The organism is Streptomyces sp. NPDC088387 (assembly GCF_044753385.1).
GTDB lineage: Bacteria > Actinomycetota > Actinomycetes > Streptomycetales > Streptomycetaceae > Streptomyces.
Genome location: NZ_JBIVNC010000010.1, coordinates 17,295 through 35,618, shown reverse-complemented (window position 1 = coordinate 35,618; position 18,324 = coordinate 17,295). Strand labels below are relative to the sequence as shown.

The 18,324-nt window shown below is 71.1% G+C and carries 11 protein-coding genes; 7 read left to right on the top strand and 4 right to left on the bottom strand.

From position 1 onward, the window contains the following. Nucleotides 1-102: 102 nt before the first annotated feature. The gene (locus ACIQAC_RS25665) at nt 103-726 is read right to left on the bottom strand and encodes a TetR/AcrR family transcriptional regulator (RefSeq protein ID WP_402194530.1); all 624 of its coding nucleotides are present in this window, start codon (nt 724-726) and stop codon (nt 103-105) included. 328 nt (nt 727-1,054) lie between these two features. On the opposite strand from ACIQAC_RS25665, the gene ACIQAC_RS25660 reads away from it, so the two are divergent. The 6 genes from ACIQAC_RS25660 (at nt 1,055) to ACIQAC_RS25635 (ending at nt 12,068) form a co-directional block, all read left to right on the top strand. Continuing rightward, a complete protein-coding gene (locus ACIQAC_RS25660; protein ID WP_402194528.1) occupies nt 1,055-2,035 on the top strand; it encodes a tetratricopeptide repeat protein in 981 nt (326 codons plus the stop codon). A gap of 655 nt (nt 2,036-2,690) precedes the next feature. Then, on the top strand, nt 2,691-3,338 hold the full coding sequence (locus ACIQAC_RS25655) for a DUF6230 family protein (protein WP_402194527.1): 648 nt from the start codon (nt 2,691-2,693) through the stop codon (nt 3,336-3,338). 120 nt (nt 3,339-3,458) lie between these two features. Then, the gene (locus tag ACIQAC_RS25650) at nt 3,459-3,992 is read left to right on the top strand and encodes a DUF6114 domain-containing protein (protein WP_402194525.1); all 534 of its coding nucleotides are present in this window, start codon (nt 3,459-3,461) and stop codon (nt 3,990-3,992) included. Continuing rightward, a complete protein-coding gene (locus ACIQAC_RS25645) occupies nt 3,982-5,376 on the top strand; it encodes a hypothetical protein (RefSeq protein WP_402194524.1) in 1,395 nt (464 codons plus the stop codon). The genes ACIQAC_RS25650 and ACIQAC_RS25645 overlap by 11 nt, the downstream gene beginning before the upstream one ends. Before the next feature lie 364 nt (nt 5,377-5,740). After that, nucleotides 5,741-10,708, top strand: coding sequence for an RICIN domain-containing protein (locus ACIQAC_RS25640; RefSeq protein WP_402194523.1), 4,968 nt, complete (start codon nt 5,741-5,743; stop codon nt 10,706-10,708). 73 nt (nt 10,709-10,781) lie between these two features. Next, the gene (locus tag ACIQAC_RS25635; protein ID WP_402194522.1) at nt 10,782-12,068 is read left to right on the top strand and encodes a hypothetical protein; all 1,287 of its coding nucleotides are present in this window, start codon (nt 10,782-10,784) and stop codon (nt 12,066-12,068) included. Nucleotides 12,069-12,142: 74 nt separating this feature from the next. Here ACIQAC_RS25635 and pyk read toward each other — a convergent pair whose 3' ends face one another. From pyk to pta, 3 genes are all read right to left on the bottom strand, one after another. Further along, entirely contained in the window at nt 12,143-13,573 is a 1,431-nt protein-coding gene (pyk, locus tag ACIQAC_RS25630; protein ID WP_402194520.1) for a pyruvate kinase, read from the bottom strand. 131 nt (nt 13,574-13,704) lie between these two features. Continuing rightward, complete coding sequence (locus ACIQAC_RS25625) at nt 13,705-14,904, bottom strand: acetate kinase (RefSeq protein ID WP_402194519.1); 1,200 nt, start codon at nt 14,902-14,904, stop codon at nt 13,705-13,707. Beyond that, a complete protein-coding gene (gene pta, locus ACIQAC_RS25620) occupies nt 14,901-17,042 on the bottom strand; it encodes a phosphate acetyltransferase (RefSeq protein ID WP_402194517.1) in 2,142 nt (713 codons plus the stop codon). Before pta ends, ACIQAC_RS25625 begins: the two co-directional genes overlap by 4 nt. 240 nt (nt 17,043-17,282) lie before the next feature. On the opposite strand from pta, the gene ACIQAC_RS25615 reads away from it, so the two are divergent. Beyond that, nucleotides 17,283-18,308 (top strand): ATP-dependent 6-phosphofructokinase, encoded by a 1,026-nt coding sequence (locus ACIQAC_RS25615; protein WP_402194515.1) that lies wholly within the window; start codon nt 17,283-17,285, stop codon nt 18,306-18,308. Nucleotides 18,309-18,324 lie beyond the last annotated feature (16 nt).

The following is an 18,324-nucleotide window of genomic DNA, read 5'->3' as shown; positions in this document are numbered from 1 at the left end:
GGTGACATGTCATATCGGGCAAGGGTGGGGCGCGGTTCGGCGGATGAACTTCTGTCGACGCCGGAGGCGCCGGGCCCGGCACCTGATGTTCGACGCCCGGGGTCAGGCCTGGCGGGCGCCCGCCAGGCCGGTCAGCAGGATCTGCGTGAAGTCGCGGACCCACTCCGCGTCGGCGGGTTCCGCGCTGACCAGGGTGCGGTGCACAACGGCCCCCGCGACCATGTCGAAGATGATGTCGACCGTGCGGGCGGCCTCCACCGGGTCCGTCTCCGGGGGCAGTTCACCCCGGGCCTCGGCCCGGTCCCGGCCCTCCAGGACGAGGCACTTCTGGCGGTCGACGATGGAGGCGCGGATCCGCTCGCGCAGCGCGTCGTCGCGGACCGACTCGGCGACCACCGCCATCAGGCCGCTCTTCGCCTCCGGGCGGGCCAGGATCGCCGCGAACTGAAGCACTACACCCTCGATGTCCGCGGCCAGGCTGCCCCGGTCGGGGAGCCGCAGTTCGTCGAAGAGCTCCGCCACCGCGTCGACCACGAGTTCGTTCTTGCCGGCCCAGCGGCGATAAAGGGTCGTCTTCGCAACCCCGGCGCGTGTGGCGACGTCGGACAGGGTGAGCTTCGACCAGCCCAGATCGACCAGAGCGGCACGCGTCGCGCACAGGATCGCGGTGTCCGCGGCGGTGCTGCGCGGACGGCCACGGGTGGCGGCGGGGATGCGGCTCTGCATTCCCCGACCATAGCCGGGGGTTGACGCGGGGTATCGAGTGAGAGAGATCACCCGGGGGTCCTTCCGCGGGCGCCACCCGTACTATTACGCTACGACTCGTAGCGAAAGCGCTGACCAAGGCCTGGGTTACGGCGGAGTCCCCGTACAGCGGCCCGTGCAACAGCTCGGACAACGGCTCGGACAACGGCTCGGACGCGGCTCGTGAAGGACGTACACGGGCGGCGGACGCGCGGCGCGGGTGGGGACCCGGCGCCGGGCCCCACCCCGGGCGGGACCGGCTTTCCACATCGTTTTTCCCACAGGCGCGGGAACGGGGGAGGATAGGCGCATGCAGCCACGGAACATGTCCATGAGCGGCGTCGTCGACCTCGCCGCGGTGAAGGCGGCCCAGGAGGCCAAGTCGAAGGCGGAGCAGGCCCGCGCCGAAGCGGCCCGGCAGGGCGGCGGCGGAGCCGTCTCACCGGCCGACCTCGTCATCGACGTCGATGAGGCCGGCTTCGAGCGCGATGTCCTCCAGCGCTCCGCCGAGGTACCCGTCGTCCTCGACTTCTGGGCCGAGTGGTGCGAGCCCTGCAAGCAACTGAGCCCGGTCCTGGAGCGGCTCGCCGTCGAGTACGGCGGGCGCATCCTGCTCGCCAAGATCGACGTCGACGCCAACCAGATGCTGATGCAGCAGTTCGGGATCCAGGGGATTCCCGCGGTGTTCGCCGTGGTGGCGGGGCAGGCGCTGCCGCTCTTCCAGGGCGCCGCCGGCGAGGCCCAGATCCGGCAGACGCTCGACCAGCTCGTCCAGGTCGCCGAGCAGCGCTTCGGCCTGACCGGCCTCACCGTCGACCCCGACGCCGAGCCGGGCGGCGCCGACCAGGGCGCGCAGCCCGAGGTCCCGGCGGGCCCCTACGAGACGCTGCTGAACGCGGCCGCGGAGGCGCTGGACGCCGGCGATCTCGGCGGCGCGGTGCAGGCGTACAAGAACGTGCTCGCCGACGACCCCGCCCACCCCGAGGCCGTACTGGGTCTCGCCCAGGCCGAGTTGCTCCAGCGGGTGCAGGGGCTCGACCCGCAGCAGGTGCGCAAGGACGCCGCCGACCGGCCGGCCGACGCCGAGGCGCAGATCGTCGCGGCCGACCTGGATCTCGTCGGCGGCCATGTCGAGGACGCCTTCGGGCGGCTGATCGACACCGTGCGGCGTACGGCGGGCGACGACCGGGACGCCGTACGGGTGCGGCTGCTCGAACTCTTCGAGGTGGTCGGTGCGGACGATCCGCGCGTGGCCGCCGCACGACGGGCGCTGGCCCGCGCGTTGTTCTGAGGCTCCCGCCTGCGGGAACCGTGCTCCGGCCGGTTCCCGGGGGGCCCGGGGCGGGTGGGGCCGGAGTGGCTCCGGCTGCCGGGGGTGGCGTAAAGCGGCCGCGCTTTGCCAAAACTTGGCAATGGCGGCCGCTGTTACTGCGAGTAAGTCAGGGCGGTCGTTCTGTCGGAATGTGTCCGACGATCAATGACTATGTCCTCCCCCTCGATGACACCCAGCGTTGTCGGCCGAGATCCCTGGGTCGTTGTTCGGTTATCGCGTCGTTACTAGCCAGTAACGAACCCCCTTGTGTCGGCGGCCAGAATGCACCACGATCGGCGACGCTCGGTCCATTGCCCGTTCCCCGACAGCCGGTCGGGTCACGGCACTTCCTGGGTCCCCACCGAGCAGAGCCGACGGCAGTGCCGCCGGCTCTTGGGCAGGGGGGTCTTCGCCTGCGGGTGAAGCCTGTCCAGCAAGGTTGTGCGTGATGCGTGTCAGGCGCGACCAGTGGTTGTCGCTCGGGGGTGATCGCCGGTGATCGAGGCGCGGTTCGCGCTTCCGGGCGCGGGCGCTCTCCTTCCCGAGGACGTAGCACTTCTCCCATCCCTGCCCGGCTGATTCGCCCTCAGGGGCGAGTCGGGGTCAGGAGATGTACGTCCGAGAAGGAGGAAATATGGAGTCCCAGGTGCGTGGTGGGACCAGATGGAAGCGCTTTGCCGTGGTCATGGTGCCCAGCGTGGCCGCCACGGCAGCGATAGGTGTCGCCCTCGCTCAGGGTGCTCTCGCCGCGTCGTTCAGCGTTTCCGGTCAGTCGTTCAAGGTCTCTGCGGACTACCTCCACGGTGAGGGATTCACGCAGTACGGCGCCATTGACGCGGGTACCACCCTCGACGGCAAGAAGACGGCACACCCTGTCGCGGTGTCGGCGTTCACGGACGCCCGTATCCAGAACATGTGCCAGTCCGTTGTCACGCCGAACATCCCGCTGCTCGGGTCCGTCACCCTGACGTTGAAGGCGGGTGACAGCCAGGACCAGAAGAAGCAGGTCACGGCGTCGAACCTGTTCATCGACGTCGAGGACCTCGGGTCCGACAAGGCGGTGTTCAACGGCATCGACATCGGTGTGGCCGCCGGTTCGGCGACCAAGGGCCCCGGCATGAAGGGCGGCAAGGAGCAGGCCAACCCCAACGGCTTCGCCCAGCAGGCCGATTCGGTGGACCTGTACGGCGTGAAGCAGACGGCGTGGGCGACCACCGCAGGAACCTTCACGCTTCCCGGCCTCAGCATGAAGCTGTCCACGGGAGCCAAGGAGTGCTACTAGGCACTCGGTGACGGGTCGGGGGAGTCGCGAGACGCCCCCACCCGTCCTCCGTGGAGGCCGGCCCTTCACGGGCAGCACAGATCATCACTGCACAAACGCCGTACCAGGGAGCTGTTTTCCATGAGCGCCGAGACTCCTGCCGCGTCCGGTCAGTTCACCCGCCGGAGGTTGCAGTTCCGTGCCTGGCGGGGCAGTCGCCCTTTCTGGGCAGGCCTGTTCGTCCTGGTCGGCGGCATTCCGATCATGTACTTCCCGTACGCACATCTTCAGCTCGGCCACCTGACGCTGGCGATGTCCACCACCGCGGGCGCGGGGTCGCTGATCATCGGTGTCCTGCTCGTAGTGCTGGGCATCAGTCTCTGGTTCCAGAAGCACATCCGCACCTTCGCGGGCGTCGCGGCGATTCTGCTGGCGCTGGTGTCCCTCCCGGTGTCCAACTTCGGTGGTTTCATCATCGGTTTCCTGTTCTCGATGATCGGCGGAGCGATGGCCGTCTCCTGGGCACCGGGTGCGCCGCCCGAGACGGAGCCGGTGCCCGAGCCGAACACGGGCCAGGGCGGCACCCCCGGGAAGGGGGCCGAGGTCGCCGAACCGGACCAACTGTCAGGAACGAGCCCGGCGAACGGGGCGAATGGGGGGCACCGTGCCGGCTGACGAGGTGGCTCGCGGGACGGAGGCGAACGTGTCCCGCGTGCGAACCGGACCGCGCCACGCGGCGCCCAAGAAGCCGTTGTTCACCAGGATCCAGGTGCCCGCCGGCAAGGCGATAGCCCTGGCGGCGATGCCGACCGCGGTTCTTATGGGGATGGGGTTCACGCCGAGGCTGGCCCTGGCCGACGACTCCACGCCGTCGGTGTCCAACAGCCTGACGGCCGACGAGTACAAGGACTGTGTGGAGGCCTTGGCCGAGGCCCCGTCCGGCTCGCCGTCGCCGAGTGCCAGTGAGTCCGGCGACACGACCGACAAGACGGACAAGGGCGATCAGGACGGTCAGGGCGAAGCGGCCGAGCCGACTCCGTCCGTCTCGTCGCCCGCCGCCGACTCCTCGCCCGCGCCCGGCTCTTCGGGGTCGTCGGACGGCGACTCCTCCTCGGATTCAGGTTCCGACGACGAGGACGCGTCCACTCCCGAGCCCCCGCCCGCGGAGGGATCAGGCGACCAGGACACGGTGTCGCCGACGCCGACACCCTCGCGGGACGGCGGGCTGCTGGGCACGATCGGCGACGCCATCGACGGAGTCGTCGACGGTGTGGTCGACGGGATCACCGGCGGCGGCGCCGACGGCACGGCGACCCCGACCCCGTCCGCCACGGGCGACGACGAGGCCGCGTCGCCGGACGACAAGAAGACCGACGAGAAGGACAACGCGAAGGCCGACGAGAAGGACGGCACGAGCGGCGACGACAGCACGGACGCCGCGGACGAGCCCGCCGGTGAACCCACGGCCGAGCCGACCGAGCCGTCCGAGGAACCGTCCGAGCCGTCCGAGGAGCCGTCCGGCGAGGCCACCGCCTCACCGAGCCCTTCGGTCAGTCCGTCCGAGAGCGCCACCGTCGACCCCGACGGCTGCCCCATCGCCACCGACGCCGAGAGCGGCATCGACAACAAGGTCCTGGTGCCCGACAACCCCTGGTACCTGGACGCCAGTTCGCTGCTGCTGAAGGGCGCCGACTACCAGGGCGTCGTCGAGGTGAAGACCGCGAGCGGCACCACCAAGAAGGTGCTGAAGTACGTCATCTCGGACGGCACCGACATCGGTGACCTGCACCAGACGGTCAAGGACGAACAGTCCGGCAAGACGCACCACGTGCAGGCGGCCGGCGGCTCGACGTCCACGATCCGTGACGGCAAGACGGTGATGTACACCGAGTCCATCTCCGGGAACCTGCTCGGCCTGATCCCGGTCACGTTCGACCCGGAGCACCCGCCGCCGCTGAACATCCCGCTGATCTACTTCACGAAGGTCAAGGTCACCCAGGCCGGCCAGTTCGGCGGCACGCTGACCGTCCCGGGGCTGCACCAGTTCGTCACCGACTGAGCCGCCGCGGAGTCCGTTCCGCACACGTACACCAGGGCTGTGGCCCGGTCCTTCGCACGATCCGCGGAGGGCCGGGCCACAGCCCTGTGCGTTGTGGACACATGCCCTCCCCTTTGCTCACGCTTTATCCACAGCCTCCACTCAAAGTCCCAGCCAGTGGCTACAGTTGCCCGGTGCATGTTCGGGTTTGGCCATCCGTGTCTGCACGTGACTGTTTCTGACCGGGGGAGTTGCTGACGTAGCGGGCAGAGCCCTGTGGCTTTCGCATGCCCCTTTCGTCACGCTTCGGATGTTTTCTCGCTCCTTCCCAGGTGCCCCGGCCCCCTCCGGTCTCCCTCCACATCCAGGAAGGAACGCACCCCCTTTGCGCTCCAGACCCTCAGGTTTCCGCAGACCGGGACCGATACGCGGGCAGGCCCGCCTGACCCGTCTCCTCCCCCTCTCCCTCAGCGCGGTCCTCGTCACCGGCATCGCCGTCGGCCCCGACTCGCTTCCCGCACCCGCCGCCCCGCTCGACGCGACGCCCGTGAGCGACTCGCGGCCGTGGTTCGAGGACACCCCGGCGGAGCAACTGCGCCAGGACCAGTGCCTGATGACGGACGTACTGCGCCTCGGTGGTCCGGCCATGGCGGCCACCGCGCAGGACGCCCTCAACCAGCCCGCGGACAAGCTGCACACCCTCGCCGACCGCAAGGTCTGGGAGGCGACCCCGCTGGCCACGGCGTACAGCGGCGACCGGGACACGGCCGGCAAGGAACTGAACGCCCTCAACGCCCTCCGGGACGCCTGGGCGAAGCCCCTCGCCGGGATGCCCAACCCGGCCGGCTTCACGGTCACCGGATTCCAGTGGCCGCCGGACGGCAGCGACGGCAAGCCCGGCTTCTACACCCAGACCGGACTGTCCCAGTGGACCTCCGACCGCTTCTGGCAGAGCGAGGAGGACTTCTACGAGGACCCCACCCCCCTGGCCGACGCGGCCACGCGCAAGGCCGTCACCGACCTCGGCACCCCGCTCTACGGCAAGGACCCCGACCCGAGCCTGCCGAGCGACCAGTGGAACCGGGCCCTCGCCGAGCGGGACGCCTTCCAGTGGCTGACCGCGAGCGCGTCCGACCCCGCCGGCGCCGACGACGCCCGTGTCTTCCTCGCCTCCGGCGGCTTCCCCCGTACCGCACCCCAGCAGGACAGCCCCGAGTACCGCATCGCGGTCGAGGACCTCAAGTCCCGCTTCGCGGCCTGCGCCTGGCGCGACCCGCTCGACCCCGGACAGGCGCTCGGCGACGTCACCGCCACCGCCGCGGCCGAGTGGCAGCAGGAGATCGCCTCCCAGGCCACCCAGCGCAACCAGATCCTGACCGCCAACAAGGACGCCACCAAGTCCCTCGCCGCCGGCGCGAAGACCCTCGGCGACCTGATCGGCCAGTCCTGGGTCGCCGACCATCTCGCCCGCTGGCAGGACTACTGGTCCGCCGGCGGCGTCGGCTACATCGGTGACGCCCCGACGACCATCGAGGTGGCCGGCAAGAAGGGCATGTGCCTCGACGCGGCAGGCGGCGGCACGGCCAACGGCACCGTGGTCCAGATCTACACCTGCAACGGCGCGGCCGGGCAGCAGTGGACGGTCGAGGGCGACGACAAGGGCCTGCACCTGAGGAACGTCAAGTCCGCCAAGTGCGTGGACGTCTCCGGGAACAACCCGGCCAATGGCACCAAGATCCAGCTCTGGACGTGCAACAGCGCTCCGTCGCAGACCTGGGAGTACAACGTCCGGGCCACCACGCCGCTGAAGAACGTCGGCACGGGCAAGTGCCTGGACCTGCCGACCTACGACGCGAGCCAGGACTCCCGGCTGTGGACCTGCTCCGGCGGCACACCCCAGAAGCTCACCGTGAAGCCCTCCGGGCACACCGGCATCGTTCCGTCGGCCGCGCAGACCGCCAAGGCGGCGGCGGGCATCGCCGGCGCCCAGGCAGCCGCCAAGAAGCAGCTCACGGACCTCAAGTCCCAGCTCACGGCGGCGCAGAAGGCCGCGACCACCACGGACACCGCGGTCCAGGCCGCCTATGCCACCGCCGACCAGAACGGCGCCCCGCGCGGTCGCGGTCTGCTCGTCGGCCAGCAGAAGGCACAGGTCACCAAGGGCGCCGCCGCCGCGCTGGAGGCGATGGTGAAGGCGGGCGAGACCGCCGAGGCCGCGACCCGCGCCTCCGCCGCCGACAGCGCCACCATCGCCCAGCGGGCACTGGCCCAGGCCGCCCAGGCCAAGGCCGAGTTCCGCAAGGAGGCCGCGCACACCGCCGAACTCCAGGCGAAGGCGGCGGCGGACGCGGCGAAGGTCCACCGGGACAACGCCAAGGCCGACAAGGAGACCGCCGAGGCCAAGCTCCAGGTCGCGGTGAAGGCCGAGGGAGAGGCCAAGTCGGCCGCGGCCGACGCCCACGCCAGACGGCTCGACGCGGAGGCCGAGGAGAAGACGGCCAAGGCCGAGAAGGCGACCGCCGCGGCGAAGCAGGCCGAGGCCGCCGAGCACAAGCGGACCGCCCAGGACGAGGCCGGCAAGGCGAAGGACGCCAAGGACAAGGCCGAGACCGCCGAGCAGACCGCGGTGGCGCGCAAGGACGACGCCGTGAAGGCCCGCGACAACGCCAAGGCCAAGCGCGACGACGCCTGGGAGGCCGAGCAGAAGGCCGACGCCCTGCGCGCCAAGGCGGACGCGAGCGAGAGCTACGCCCAGTCGCTGGACGCCGGCAGCGCCGCCGACGCCGCCCGGACCGCGGCCGACGAGGCCGACCAGCACGCCACCGACGCCGAGACCGCCGCGGGCCGGTCCCGTGCCGCCGCGGACGCGGCGACCGAGGCCGCGGCCGAGGCGGACGCGGCGGCCACCCGGGCCGAGGCCGCGGCCAAGCGGGCCCGGGCCGACGCGGACGCCGCACAGGCGGCCAAGCTGCGGGCGGACGCCGCGGTGAAGACCGCGACCGCCGCCGTGGCGGACGCGATCGCCGCGGCCCGGCACGCCGCCCAGGAGGCCAAGGACGCCGTCGCGCTGGCCGACGAGGCCGAGGCGAAGGCCAAGGAATCCAGGACCCAGGCGGACGGGGCCCGTGCGGAGGCCGCCAAGGCGCTGGTCGCCTCGGCGAAGGCCGCCGGATTCGCGTACGTCACCGCACAGGCCGCCGAGGACGCCGGGAAGGCCGCCGTCCAGGTCGCCGCTCCCGCCAACGACGCCATCCAGCTCGGCTCCGCCTACGCCACCACGGACTCGGCCGCGGGCCTGGTCGTGCTGACCGGGCAGGGGTCGAAGACGATCGCCGAACAGCAGCAGGCCGTCGCCGACGCCCACGCGAAGAACGCGCAGGAGGAGGCCGCGGCCGCCAAGGCCCTCGCGGACCAGGCCAGCGGTGACGCCAAGCAGGCGTACGTCTACGCGGCGAGCGCCGCCGGGTACGCGTCCGACGCCCGCACCTACGCCAAGGAGGCCCTCGGCTACTCGGCCGACGCCGCCAAGGCGGCCGCGTCGGCCACGGCCTCGCTGGCCCGCACCGTCGAGTACCAGCGGCAGGCCACCGAGGACGCGGCAGCCGCCGACTCGGCGGCCGGACGGGCCGAGGGATACGCGGCCGACGCCCGGGCCTCCGCCGACGAGGCGGCCCTCGACGCGGCGGCGGCCCGCGCGGCGGCGACCGAGGCCGAGGAGGCCGCGAAGGACGCCCGCGCGGCGGCGGACCGCGCCGACACCGCGGCCACCGAGGCCGAGGAGGCGGCCAAGGACGCCGACAAGTACGCACAGGAGGCCCAGGAGGCCGCCGAGCGGACGGAGACCCAGGGCAAGAACGACCAGATCGCGTCCGGCGCCAACACCGGCGTGGGCAACGTCTTCTACGTCGTCGACCACCTCGAACCCGTTGGTGAACCGGAGGTGATCAAGAAGGACAACTGCAACGTCATCATCCACATCGGTGACTGTGTGATCACCGCGGTCATCACCTTCGACGCGTACGTGGACCTCTACCTCTGCACGGCCGAGGACATGCCCGCCACGCAGTTAGGGTGCCCGGCCTCGGCCACGCTCTACCTCGGCCCGCAGGTGCTCAAGGGCCAGAAGCACAAGGTCACCCACACCATCTCGATGGCCGAGTTCAACGAGGGCATCGACCCCGTCAAGATCCTGCTGGGCGACTTCATCGAGTGCGCCAAGAAGGTAGCTCCGGGCGTCGACGGCGGAAGCGCCACCGCCTGCCTCTGGGCGGCCAGCTGGTTCGTCGGCGGCAAGACGCTCCAGGCGATCGCCGACGGGATCCACGCGCTCAACGCCGCGCTGCACACCGGGGTGGGCGTCAGCGACGCCTTCCAGGCGCTGCGCGCCCTCAACCTCGACGCCCGCGCCATGGCGGAGATCGAGGAGACCGTCACCACCTACCAGGTCCTCACGGCGGCCTGCCGGGCCAACAGTTTCCCCGGCGGGACCGAGGTGCTGATGGCCGACGGGACCCACCGGCCGATCCGTGACGTGCGCGTCGGCGACGTGGTCCGGGCCGCCGACCCGGGCACGGGCGGAACCCGCCCGCAGGAGGTCACGGACACCTTCCGCCACGGCACCCGGCACCTGGTGGACATCACGGTGGACGGCGGTGTCCTGACCAGTACGGCCGGGCATCGGATGTACGTCGTCGGCCGTGGCTGGACCGTGGTGTCCGACCTGCGGACGGGTGACCGGCTGGTGACCCCCGAAGGTTCGGTCCGTACGGTCACCGCCCTCGTGGACCGGCCCGGCCGGGACGCGCGGGAGGTGTACGACCTCACCGTCGACGGACTGCACACCTTCTTCGTCCGTCCGCAGGGCGCGGATGCCACGGACGTCCTGGTCCACAACTGCACGAACCTGGGGGCCGACGAGGGCATCCAGGGCGCGCACACGATCTCCGACCACGTCTCGGCCGCCGCACGTGCGGGGGCCTGGGACAAGGCGCAGTCCAGCCGCGGTGGTCTTGTGGGAATCTGGCAGGACCAGGCCACCGCGGAGCGGGCCGTCGCCAAGGCGCTCCAGGAGTGGGAGATGGCCCCCGGCAACGCCCAGCGACTGACGAAGTGGAAGACGACGGAGGCGCAGAAGCAGGGGAAGAGCGGCTACAGCTTCGTCGCCGAGCGGGACTGTCTGAAGATCAAGTGGCAGGTGCGCAGCGAAGGATCGCTGGGGACCGTGTACACCAGGGGCGGCGCGCGGGCGGGCGAGGCCGCGGGCAACGAGGTGCAGATCGTGCTGCGGTATGTGAAGAACCACAAGCCGACGAAGTTCGTGGTCTACACGTCGTACCCGCTGCCGAAGCCGTAGCACCCGTCCACCAGGAGGGCACGGGCACCCCACGCGGCCGCCCGTGTCCTCCCTCATGGTCCAGGAGGCCGAAGTGACAAGGCGTCGAGAGGCGTACTACGTCGAGTACGGGGGCGACTTCGGCCTCACGGGGCTGGCCGCGCGACTGTGCGCGGACCCCGGACCGCGACCCGGTGCCCGGGCGGAGCCGGCCCTCGTCGCACGCACGGCCCTCGACGACGGGGACGTCCAGCTCGGCCAGGACGTACGGCTCCTGCTGGCGTCCGGGCTGCCGGAGGAGGTGCTCCGCACGGTCTGGCTGGCCGCCGTGGGCGGGCGCTTCGACCCGGCCGCCCACGGGACGGACGTACCCACCTGGCTGCACACGGTCGCGGAGCTGTGCCCGCCGTACGACCCGCTGGAGCGGACGGAGACGGAGCAGGCGGTGCCGGAGGAGGAACTGGCCGCGGCCGTGCTGGCCGAGATCCGGTCGGCCACCCCCGGGCTGACCGGCGCCGGCGCCGGGCGGGACGTCGTGCGCTCCCTGGAACGGGTGGTGTCCGAGGCCGACGCCGACCTGAGCCTGCGCCTGCTGCTGCGCGCCCTCAAGGCCTGTGCCGTACCGGTGGAAGAGGTGCGGTACCGGCGGCTGCTGGCCCTCGGCGACCGGCTGGCGTACCCGCACACCGCCGTCTTCGAAGGACTGGCCGTGCGGTGGCCGCCGCTCGACCCCGGACGGCGGGACTTCGAGTTCGGTTTCGGGCTGCCCGGGCTGTGCGCGATGTTCGACGGGGAGTGGGAGGCCTGGAAGCACGAGGGCACGGGCACCCCGCGGGAACACGTGGAACGGCTCACCCGCGCGGACGCCGGCATGCCCCCGGGTGTGCAGGCGGCCGTGCTGTGGGAGGACGTGACCCGCCTGCTGGTCTCCGGCCTGTCCGACGAGGAGGTCACGGCCCTGTGGCGCACCGCCGCGAGGAGACAGCGGGCGGCCGACGCGTTCGACACCGACGGACGGGCGTGGCTGCGGGAGATCGCCGAGGTGTGCACCGAGCGGCTGGCGGAGGTTGACCCCGCGTACACGCCGTACATGTCGCCGCCCCGCACGGACCTCACGGCCCGGGTGGGGCGGGAGGTCCAGGAGGTCATCGCACCGTTGTCCGCTGCCACGGACGGCGACGGCACGGCCGCGCCGCTCCAGGAGATCGTGACCTCGGTCGACCCCGACCTGGGGTTCCGTCTCCTCCTGCGCGTTGTGGAGGCGTACGGGATCCCCGTCCCGCGGTCGCGGTACGCCCGGTACCGGGAGTTGGGCGAACGGTTCGGCTACCGCGCGAGTCAGGTCGTCGAAGCGGTGGAGGCACTCGTCACGGACGGCTGAGCCGGCCGTGACGACGCCGAAGGGCGCCCCCCGGTTCGGGGGGCGCCCTTCGGCGTCGTGAAAGGGGCTGCCGGTCAGCCGCGGACCGTCTCCCCCAGGTGGTGGACCCGGACCATGTTGGTGGTGCCGGGGACGCCGGGGGGCGAGCCGGCCGTGATGACCATGACGTCGCCGTCGTTGAACCGGCCCAGCTTGACGACCTCCTGGTCGACCAGGTCGACCATCTCGTCGGTGCTGTTCACGAACGGCACCACGTGCGGCTCGACGCCCCAGCTCAGGGTGAGCTGGTTGCGGGTGCCCTCGTCCGTGGTGAACGCGATGATCGGCTGCTCGGCGCGGTAGCGGCACAGCCGGCGCGCGGTGTCGCCGGACTGGGTGAAGGCGATCAGGCCCCTGCCGCCGAGGAAGTCCGCGATCTCGCAGGCGGCGCGCGCGACCGAACCGCCCTGCGTCCGCGGCTTCTTGCCGGGGACCAGCGGCTGAAGGCCCTTGGAGAGCAGCTCCACCTCGGCCGCCTGCACGATCTTCGACATCGTCTTGACGGTCTCGATCGGGTACGCGCCCACCGACGACTCCGCGGACAGCATCACCGCGTCCGCGCCGTCCAGGATCGCGTTGGCCACGTCGGAGGCCTCGGCGCGGGTGGGCCGGGAGTTGGTGATCATCGACTCCATCATCTGGGTCGCCACGATCACCGGCTTTGCGTTGCGCCGGCACAGGTCGATCAGGCGCTTCTGCACCATCGGGACCTTCTCCAGCGGATACTCCACGGCGAGGTCGCCGCGCGCGACCATGATGGCGTCGAAGGCCATCACGACGTCGTCCATGTTCTGGACCGCCTGCGGCTTCTCCACCTTGGCGATGACGGGGACCCGGCGGCCCTCCTCGTCCATCACCTTGTGGACGTCCTCGACGTCCTTGGCGTCCCGCACGAACGACAGCGCGACCATGTCGCAGCCCATGCGCAGCGCGAAGCGCAGGTCCTCGACGTCCTTCTCGGACAGCGCCGGCACGTTGACGGCCGTGCCCGGCAGGTTGATGCCCTTGTGGTCGGAGACGACACCGCCCTCGACGACCACGGTGCGGACCCGCGGGCCCTCGACGTCCAGCACCCTCAGCTCGACGTTGCCGTCGTTGATCAGGACCTGGTCGCCGGGGTTCACATCGCCGGGCAGACCCTTGTAGGTCGTGCCGCAGATGGTCCTGTCACCCGGCACGTCCTCGGTCGTGATGACGAACTCGTCATCGCGCTCCAGCTCGACCGGCCCCTCGGCGAAGGTCTCCAGACGGATCTTGGGGCCCTGGAGGTCGGCGAGGACCCCGATGGCCCGGCCGGTCTCCTTGGCCGCGGCCCGGACACGGTCGTACCGCCCCTGGTGCTCGGCGTGCGTGCCGTGGCTGAAGTTGAAGCGGGCCACATTCATACCGGCCTCGATCAGCGACACGAGCTTTTCGTGGGAGTCGACCGCGGGGCCGAGAGTACAGACGATTTTCGAACGGCGCATGGGGGCGATCCTATCGGTTTGTTTCGCTGCGGAATATTCCGTCTGGCGGAAGGCAGGGGAGATACAAATGGGCGGCCCGGTGCTCAGCCGAGTATTTCGCTCGGCCCGTTCCGTCGCGGAGTCGCATATTGCTACCGCCCGACCAGCGCGTACGTCTGTGTGGCGATCTCCAGTTCCTCGTCGGTCGGCACCACGGCGACCGCGACCCGTGCGTCCTCGGGCGAGATCAGCCGCGGCCCGTCACCGCGTACGGCGTTGAGCTCGCCGTCCACCACGAGACCCAGTCCCTCCAGGCCCGCGATCGCCGCCTCGCGCACCGGCGCCGCGTTCTCGCCGACCCCGGCCGTGAACGCGATCGCGTCCACCGTGCCGAGCACGGCGTAATAGGCGCCGATGTACTTCTTCAAGCGGTGAATGTAGACGTCGAAGGCGAGTCGCGCCTGTTCGTCACCCTCGTCGACACGGCGGCGGATCTCCCGCATGTCGTTGTCCCCGCACAAACCGATCAGTCCGCTCTTCTTGTTGAGAAGAGTGTCGATCTCGTCGGCGGACATTTCCCCAACACGCATCAAATGGAAGATGACGGCCGGGTCCAGGTCACCGGAACGCGTACCCATCACCAGCCCCTCCAAAGGCGTCAGGCCCATCGAGGTGTCCACACACCTCCCGCCCCGCACCGCCGAGGCCGACGCCCCGTTGCCGAGGTGCAGCACGATCACGTTGACGTCCTCCGGCGCCTTCCCGAGCAGCTCCGCGGTCGCCCGGGAGACATAGGCGTGCGAGGTGCCGTGGAAGCCGTAGCGCCGGACGCGGTACCGGTCGGCGGTGGCCACGTCGATCGCGTAGCGGGCCGCGGACTCCGGCATCGTGGTGTGGAACGCCGTGTCGAAGACGGCGACCTGCGGCAGGTCGGGCCGCAGCGCCTGTGCCGTACGGATGCCCGTGAGGTTGGCCGGGTTGTGCAGCGGCGCCACCGGGATCAGCCGCTCGATCTCGGCGAGCACGGTGTCGTCCACGACGGTCGGCTCGGTGAAGGACTGGCCGCCGTGCACCACCCGGTGGCCGATCGCGGCCAGCTCGGGGGAGTCGACGCCGACACCGTCCCTGGCCAGCTCCGCCGCCACGGCCTTCAGCGCGGCCCCGTGGTCGGCGATCGCGCCGCTCCACTCGCGGGTCTCCCCGTCGGCCGGTGTGTGCTTGAGCCGGGAGGTCTCCTCACCGATCCGCTCGACGAGGCCCACCGCGAGCCGGCTGTGCTCGCGCATGTCGAGCAGCTGGTACTTCACCGACGAGGAGCCGGAGTTGAGGACGAGGACACGGGACGGGCTCACAGCTGCGATGCCTTCTGCTCGGAGGACGTGTCGGAGGATGTGTCGGTGGACGTGTCCGCGGACGTGTCGGCGGACGTCTGGGCCTGGATCGCCGTGATGGCGACCGTGTTGACGATGTCCTGGACGAGCGCGCCCCGGGACAGGTCGTTGACGGGCTTGCGCAGCCCCTGGAGTACCGGGCCGACCGCGATCGCCCCGGCCGACCGCTGCACGGCCTTGTACGTGTTGTTGCCGGTGTTGAGGTCGGGGAAGATCAGCACGCTGGCCTGCCCGGCGACCTCGGAGTCGGGGAGCTTGGTCGCGGCGACGGTCGGCTCGACGGCCGCGTCGTACTGGATCGGCCCCTCGATCCGCAGGTCCGGGCGGCGCCGGCGCACCAGCCCGGTCGCCTCGCGCACCTTGTCGACGTCGGCGCCCGAACCCGACGTACCCGTCGAGTACGACAGCATCGCGATCCGCGGCTCCACCCCGAACTGCGCGGCGGTCGCGGCCGACTGGATGGCGATGTCGGCCAGCTGCTCGGCGTTGGGGTCCGGGTTGACCGCGCAGTCGCCGTAGGCGAGGACCTTGTCGGCGAGGCACATGAAGAACACCGACGACACGATCGACGAGTCCGGCTTGGTCTTGATGATCTCGAAGGCGGGGCGGATCGTCGCGGCCGTGGAGTGCACGGACCCCGAGACCATGCCGTCGGCGAGGCCCTCCTGGACCATCAGCGTGCCGAAGTAGTTCACGTCGGAGACCACGTCGTAGGCCAGTTCGACGGTCACGCCCCGGTGGGCGCGCAGCGCCGCGTACTTCTCCGCGAAGCCGTCGCGCAGTTCGCTGGTGGCCGGGTCGGTCAACTGGGCGTCACCGAGGTCGATGCCGAGGTCCGCGGCCTTCTTGCGGATCTGGTCGACCGGGCCGAGCAGGGTGAGGTCGCACACGCCCCGGCGCAGCAGCACCTCGGCGGCGTGCAGCACCCGCGGCTCGGTCCCCTCCGGCAGCACGACCCGGCGCTTGTCGGAGCGGGCCTGCTCAAGAAGCTTGTGCTCGAACATCATCGGCGTGACCCGGTCGGTGCTCGGGGCGCTGACCCGCCGGCTCAGGTCGGCGGTGTCCGCGTACCGCTCGAAGAGACCGAGGGCGGTCTCCGCCTTGCGGGGGGTGGCCGCGTTCAACTTCCCCTCCAGGGAGAAGAGTTGCTCGGCGGTCGGGAAGCTGGTGCCGGACACCGAGAGGACCGGGGTGCCGGGGGCGAGCCGGGCGGCGAGGGTGAGGATCTCGTCGCTGGGCACCTCGTTCAGGGTGAGCAGCAGGCCCGCTATCGGCGGGGTGCCGGCGCTGTGCGCGGCGAGCGCGCCGATCACCAGGTCGGCCCGGTCGCCGGGGGTGACGACCAGCGCGCCCGGGGTCAGGGCGGTCAGGAAGTTCGGCAGCATGGCGCCGCCGAAGACAAAACCGAGGGCGTCGCGGGCCAGCCCCGAGTCGTCGCCGAGCAGCACCTTGGCGCCGAGCGTGTGCGCGATCTGCGCGACCGTGGGCGCGGCGAGGGCGGGCTCGTCGGGTACGACGTAACAGGGCACCGGTAGCCGGTCCGCGAGCTGCCCGGCGATCGCGTCGCGGTCCTCGCGGGCGACCCGGTTGGCGACCATCGCGAGGACGTCGCAGCCCAGGCTGTCGTAGGCGCGGTACGCGTTGCGGGTCTCGGCGAGCACCGACTCGGTGTTCTGGCCGCGGCCGCCGACGACCGGGATCACGGAGGCGCCGAACTCGTTCGCGAGCCGGGCGTTCATGGCCAGTTCGTCGGGGAGCTGGGTGTCGGCGTAGTCGCTGCCGAGGACCAGGACCACGTCGTAGTCGCGGGCCACCAGGTGGAAGCGGTCGACGAGCGTCGAGACCAGTTCGTCGGTGCCGCGCTCGGCCTGGAGCGCGGCGGCCTCGTGGTAGTCGATGCCGTAGACGGTGGCCGGGTCCTGGGTGAGCCGGTAGCGGGAGCGCAGCAGCTCGAAGAGACGGTCCGGACCGTCGTGGACGAGCGGCCGGAAGACACCCACCCGGTCGACCTGCCGGGTCAGCAGCTCCATGACTCCCAGCTCGACGACCTGCCGGCCGTCGCCGCGGTCGATACCGGTCACGTACACGCTGCGCGTCACGCGTGCTCTCCGTTTCATGTCGGGGGTGGGGGAGTCTCGGCCGCTCTGCCGGTGTCCGGAAGGCCCGCCTGCCGGGGAGGCCCACAAAGATCACTCACTTGGATCGGCGGAACCCTCTTGACAATACCTCTGCCGATGGATAAGGCGCCCGTCAGTAGAGGGGTGCGGCACCGGTCCGGGCGACATGAAACAATCGGATCCGGCTCACCGGTGTCAACAGCGACCAGGAGACACAGCACGATGCGAATCGGAGTTCTCACCGCAGGCGGAGACTGCCCCGGCCTGAACGCCGTCATCCGGTCGGTCGTGCACCGGGCCGTCGCGCAGTACGGCGACGAGGTCATCGGCTTCGAGGACGGCTACGCGGGTCTGCTCGACGGCCGCTACCGGAGCCTGGACCTGAACGCGGTGAGCGGCATCCTCGCCCGCGGCGGCACCATCCTCGGCTCCTCCCGCCTGGAGCGCGACCGGCTCCGCGAGGCCTGCGAGAACGCGTCGGACATCGTGCGCGACTTCGGCATCGACGCGCTGATCCCGATCGGCGGCGAGGGCACGCTGACCGCGGCCCGGATGCTGTCCGACGCGGGCCTGCCGGTCGTCGGCGTCCCGAAGACCATCGACAACGACATCTCCTCCACGGACCGCACCTTCGGCTTCGACACCGCCGTCGGCGTCGCCACCGAGGCGATGGACCGGCTCAAGACCACCGCCGAGTCCCACCAGCGGGTGATGGTCGTCGAGGTGATGGGCCGGCACGCGGGCTGGATCGCGCTGGAGTCCGGCATGGCCGCCGGCGCCCACGGCATCTGTCTGCCGGAGCGGCCGTTCAACCCGGCCGACCTGGTCAAGATGGTCGAGGAGCGGTTCGCGCGCGGCAAGAAGTTCGCCGTGATCTGCGTCGCCGAGGGCGCCCACCCCGGCGAGGGCACCATGGACTACGGCCACGGCGAGATCGACCAGTTCGGCCACGAGCGCTTCCAGGGCATCGGCACCGCCCTCGCGTTCGAGCTGGAGCGCCGGCTCGGCAAGGAGGCCAAGCCGGTCATCCTCGGCCACGTCCAGCGCGGCGGCACCCCGACCGCGTACGACCGGGTGCTCGCCACCCGCTTCGGCTGGCACGCCGTCGAGGCCGCGCACCGCGGCGAGTTCGGCCGGATGACCGCGCTGCGCGGCACCGACATCGTGATGGTGCCGCTCGCGCAGGCCGTGACCGAACTGAAGACGGTCCCCAAGGACCGGATGGACGAGGCGGAGTCGGTCTTCTAGACCTCGGTGGCGTGCG

Excerpts from the sequence above, each read along its gene's own strand:
- ACIQAC_RS25655 (WP_402194527.1), top strand. The coding sequence starts at position 2,691 with ATGGAGTCCCAGGTGCGTGGTGGGACCAGATGGAAGCGCTTTGCCGTG.
- ACIQAC_RS25660 (WP_402194528.1), top strand. The coding sequence starts at position 1,055 with ATGCAGCCACGGAACATGTCCATGAGCGGCGTCGTCGACCTCGCCGCG.
- ACIQAC_RS25665 (WP_402194530.1), bottom strand. The coding sequence starts at position 726 with ATGCAGAGCCGCATCCCCGCCGCCACCCGTGGCCGTCCGCGCAGCACC.
- pyk (WP_402194520.1), bottom strand. The coding sequence starts at position 13,573 with ATGCGCCGTTCGAAAATCGTCTGTACTCTCGGCCCCGCGGTCGACTCC.
- ACIQAC_RS25650 (WP_402194525.1), top strand. The coding sequence starts at position 3,459 with ATGAGCGCCGAGACTCCTGCCGCGTCCGGTCAGTTCACCCGCCGGAGG.
- ACIQAC_RS25615 (WP_402194515.1), top strand. The coding sequence starts at position 17,283 with ATGCGAATCGGAGTTCTCACCGCAGGCGGAGACTGCCCCGGCCTGAAC.